This is a genomic window from Streptomyces katrae (assembly GCF_000966975.1).
Lineage (GTDB): Bacteria > Actinomycetota > Actinomycetes > Streptomycetales > Streptomycetaceae > Streptomyces > Streptomyces katrae.
The window spans coordinates 1-3,957 of record NZ_JZWV01001132.1 but is presented as its reverse complement, the minus strand read 5'-3'; the positions used below and the strand labels follow the sequence as shown (position 1 = coordinate 3,957).

3 protein-coding genes and 1 pseudogene are annotated in these 3,957 nt (G+C 72.5%); 1 reads left to right on the top strand and 3 read right to left on the bottom strand.

What is annotated here, in order from left to right; all coding sequences use genetic code 11:
* A pseudogene (locus tag VR44_RS33655) lies at positions 1-369 on the top strand (hypothetical protein); the annotation flags it as partial.
* A 126-nt stretch (positions 370-495) separates the two neighbouring features.
* Here the strand turns inward: VR44_RS33655 and VR44_RS33650 are convergent.
* Genes VR44_RS33650 through VR44_RS33640 form a run of 3 tightly spaced genes read right to left on the bottom strand, consistent with a single transcriptional unit; the run spans position 496 to position 3,427 of the window.
* The gene (locus VR44_RS33650; RefSeq protein WP_169791067.1) at positions 496-1,248 is read right to left on the bottom strand and encodes an amino acid ABC transporter ATP-binding protein; all 753 of its coding nucleotides are present in this window, start codon (positions 1,246-1,248) and stop codon (positions 496-498) included.
* Positions 1,249-1,271: 23 nt separating this feature from the next.
* The gene (locus tag VR44_RS33645; protein ID WP_245692724.1) at positions 1,272-2,231 is read right to left on the bottom strand and encodes an ABC transporter substrate-binding protein; all 960 of its coding nucleotides are present in this window, start codon (positions 2,229-2,231) and stop codon (positions 1,272-1,274) included.
* 38 nt (positions 2,232-2,269) lie between these two features.
* The gene (locus tag VR44_RS33640) at positions 2,270-3,427 is read right to left on the bottom strand and encodes an LLM class flavin-dependent oxidoreductase (RefSeq protein ID WP_045951433.1); all 1,158 of its coding nucleotides are present in this window, start codon (positions 3,425-3,427) and stop codon (positions 2,270-2,272) included.
* Positions 3,428-3,957: the final 530 nt, after the last annotated feature.

Sequence of the window (3,957 nt, the reverse complement as noted above, 5' to 3'; positions counted from 1 at the left end):
CCCGCCAGCCAGCCGTCCTCCGCGAACTTCGACGGGGGTCTGAGCCGGATCGACGTCAACGCCGAGGGGACGGGCTGCTCGGTGGTGTGGAACAGCACGGTGAAGTCCGCGGCGCTGCCCCGGCTCTCCCTCGCCGACGGGAAGATCTACACGGTCTCGGTCACCGGGCCGACCGGCAGCGCCGGCCTCAACACCTTCGCCCAATACCACCACTCCGTCATCGATCCGGCCACCGGCACCCAGCTCACCAGCTCCTTCCTGGGCATCGGCCTGGTCTACAACCCGCTCCAGATGCGGGGGACGGCCGCCCCGGACGGCACCCTCTACCAGGGCACCGAGACCGGAGTGGTGCGCATCTCCAGGCGTTGACCCGGACGCTCGGAGTTCCCCGGCGGTGCGCCGGGCCGGCCCGTCAGCCCCTGTGGCCGGCGGGCCGGCCCGTGTAGCGCACGGTCGGCCGTCTGACGTCGGACGTCGGACGTCGGGCTTCGGACGTCAGACGGCCTTGGAGAGGAAGGCGCGGGTGCGCGGGTGGCTCGGGTCGTCCAGGACGGCGGTGGGCGGCCCCTGTTCGACGACGGCTCCGCCGTCCATGAACACGACGGTGTCGGCGACCTCGCGGGCGAAACCGATCTCGTGCGTCACGACGATCATGGTGGTTCCGGCGCGGGCCAGGTCCTTGATCACGTCCAGGACCTCCCCGACCAGCTCCGGGTCGAGGGCCGAGGTCGGCTCGTCGAAGAGCAGCACCTTGGGTTCGAGGGCGAGTGCCCGGGCGATGGCCACGCGTTGCTGCTGGCCGCCGGAGAGCTGCCGCGGATAGGCCTCGGCCTTGTCGGAGAGGCCGACGCGGCCGAGCAGCCGGCGGGCCGTCGCCTCCGCCTCGTGGCGTGGCCGCCGCAGGGCGGAGACCGGGGCCTCGACCAGGTTCTCCAGGACGGTCAGGTGCGGGAAGAGGTTGAAGTTCTGGAAGACGAACCCGATGCGGGTGCGCTGCCGCAGCACCTCCTTCTCCTTCAGCTCGTACAGCCTGCCGCGGGACCTGCGGTAGCCGATGAGGTCGCCGTCCACGCTGATCCAGCCGCTGTTGACCCTCTCCAGGTGGTTGATGGTGCGCAGCAGCGTGGACTTCCCCGAGCCGGAGGGGCCGAGGATGACGGTGACCTCGCCGGTCCTGACCGTCAGGTCGATGCCGCGCAGCACCTCCAGCGGTCCGTAGCTCTTGTGGACGCCGCGCACGTCGACCATGACGTCGTTCAAGGGTTCTCTCCTCACGGGTGCTCGGCCGGGTTGATCTGCGAGGTGTCGATCGCGGAGGCGCTGGTGCCCCACTTCTTGAGGATCGCGGCGTAGGTGCCGTTCCTGATCAGCTCGTTGACGGCCGCCTGGACGGCCGGGGTGAGCGGGGAGTCCTTCTTGAAGGCGAACCCGACGTCGAGGCGGTGGTACTCGCCCAGGAAGGTGGTACGGGCGGCGGGCTGCGCGGCCTGGTGGCGCAGGCCGTTGATGGTCGACATGACGACGTCGATCCGGCCCTGCTGGAGCGCGGTGGTGACGGCCCCCGGGTCGGAGAAGACCTTGATCTCGTACGGCTTCCTGCCCGCGGCGGCGCACACGCCCTGCTGGGCGGTGAGGGTCTTCTCGAAGGTCGTGCCGGCGCCGGTGCCGACGGTCAGCCCGCACAGCTGGACGAGGTCGGTGATCCGTGTGGTGAGTCCGGTGTTGCCCGTCTTGACCGCGAAGCCCTGGCCGTCGTTGATGTAGGTGACGAAGTCGACGGTCTTCAGGCGTTCGGCGGTGACGCCGAAGTTGCCCGTGCCGAGGTCGTACTTGCCGCTGCCGAGGGCGGGCAGGATCGTCTCGAACGAGGCTCCCTGCCGCTCCAGCTTCACGCCGAGGACCTTGGCGACCGCGTCGGCGATGTCGATGTCCTGGCCGGCGGGCGGCTTGTCCTGCCCGTTCGGGTAGTACGCGGAGGGCGGGGATCCGATGGAGCTGCCGATCCTCAGGGTGCCGGTCCGGCGGACGTCGGCGGGGAGCAGGGAGGCGACCGAGTCCACGGTGCGTACGGCGGCCACCGGATCGTCGGCCGGTCCGGAGCCGGTCGGGGCGCCGGCGGGCGCCGGGGCCGCGCCGCCTGAGCCGCAGGCGGTCAGCGCCAGGAGGGGCAGGAGGGCCAGCGCCGCGGCGGTGCGCAGGAGGGCGGGTGCCCTGTTCGCGGGGGTTGCCACGGCGGGTTCCGCGTCGGGGAGCGTGCGGTGGTCGGAGGTCACCCTCGCACCGCCGCGGCGCTCTGGCGGGGCTCGGACACCGGGTGTGCGGCCGCGCGTGCGGCGTCGCGCTTCGCGACCTCCTCGCGGACCAGCGGGATCACGTGGCGGCCGAAGTCGACGGCGTCGTCCAGCAGGTCGTAGCCGCGGGCCGAGAGGATGTCGACGCCGAGGTCGTGGTAGTCGAGCAGGGCCTGGGCGACCGTCTCGGGGGTGCCGACGAGGGCGTTGGAGTTGCCCGCGCCGCCGGTGGCGGCCGCGGTCGGCGTCCACAGCGCCCGGTCGTAGCGCTCGCCCGCCTCGGCTATGGCGATCAGCCGCTGTGAGCCGGTGTTCTGGGGTGCCGAGGTCTGGGTGACTCCGCCCCGGACGTGGCGTGCGGGGGCGGCCTCGCGCCGCCGGCGGATCGCGCCCAGGGTGCGGTGGGCCTTCTCCCAGGCCAGTTCCTCGGTCGGGGCGATGATCGGGCGGAAGGCGACCTGGATGCGCGGTACGTCGGTGCGGCCGGCCGCCCGGGCGGCCGCCTTCACGGCCTCGATCTGCTGGGCGGTCTCCTCCAGGGGCTCTCCCCAGAGGCAGTAGATGTCGGCCTCGGCGCCGCCGGCGGCGTACGCGGCGGGTGAGGAGCCGCCGAACGAGACGTCCGGACGGGGCCGGCGGACGGGGAAGACGTCGCTGACGAAGTCGTGGAAGCGGTAGTGCTCGCCCTCGTGGTCGAAGGGTTCACGGGTGGTCCAGACCTTCTTGACGATCTGTATGTACTCCCTGGTGCGGGCGTAGCGCTCGTCCTTGGTGAGGGTGTCCCCCTCGCGGCCCTGTTCGTGGTCGTTGCCGCCGGTGATGAAGTGGACGGTCAGCCGGCCTTCGCTGATCTGGTCGAGCGTGGCGAAGGTCTTGGCGGCGTAGGTGGGGTAGGAGACGTTGGGCCGGTGGGCGAGCAGGAGCTGGAGGCGGTCCAGGCGGGCGGCGACGTAGGCGGCCGCCGGTGCGGGGTCGGGGGATCCGGAGCCGTAGGCGAACAGCACGCGGTCCCAGCCGTGGTCCTCGTGCGCCCGGGCGAGGCGGAGCGTGTAGTCCTTGTCGAAGGCGGCGCCGGATCGGGCGGTGGTTTCGGATCCGTCGTTGGTGGCGGCGATGCCGAGGAATTCCACGGGCATGGGGTGGCCTTTCGCGGGGCGGTGGTGCGCACACGGGCAGGGGTGGACGCCGGCCCGTACGGCGTAAGACGTACGGGGGCCGGCGGTCGGGAGCGGCGTACTGCGGTCGGCAGTCGGCGGGAATACGGCGGCGCGGGGGGTGCGGCGGTACGGGGTGACGACGCGGGGCATCGGGGCGACGAGGGGCGGCGGGCAGCGCGCGTCCGGGCGCGGGCCACCGGGCCGGCGGGCGGCGGTGGTGCGCAGGAGGGATCTCGGCCCGCGACGGGGTCACCGAGGGAGGGAAGGGCCGATCAGGCAGCCCGCTGCCGCATCAGCCGCGACACGCGGCGGACCACACCCGACCGAAGTCGATGTGGCCGCGCGAGACGAGGCGCTGATGGGCGTTCATGTGACTACTTGAGCAGTACACGATGGTCTTCGTCAAGCAACGGACCGGATCGCGGACGGCCCCGGCCGCGCGGAGCGGGCACGGTTGACAGGGCCGTGCCGCGGGCACTTACGATCGGCGGCGGACCGGCCCCGTTCCC

Bases quoted from the DNA above. Each gene is read 5' to 3' on its own strand.
- VR44_RS33650 (WP_169791067.1), bottom strand. From the start codon at position 1,248: ATGGTCGACGTGCGCGGCGTCCACAAGAGCTACGGACCGCTGGAGGTG.
- VR44_RS33640 (WP_045951433.1), bottom strand. From the start codon at position 3,427: ATGCCCGTGGAATTCCTCGGCATCGCCGCCACCAACGACGGATCCGAA.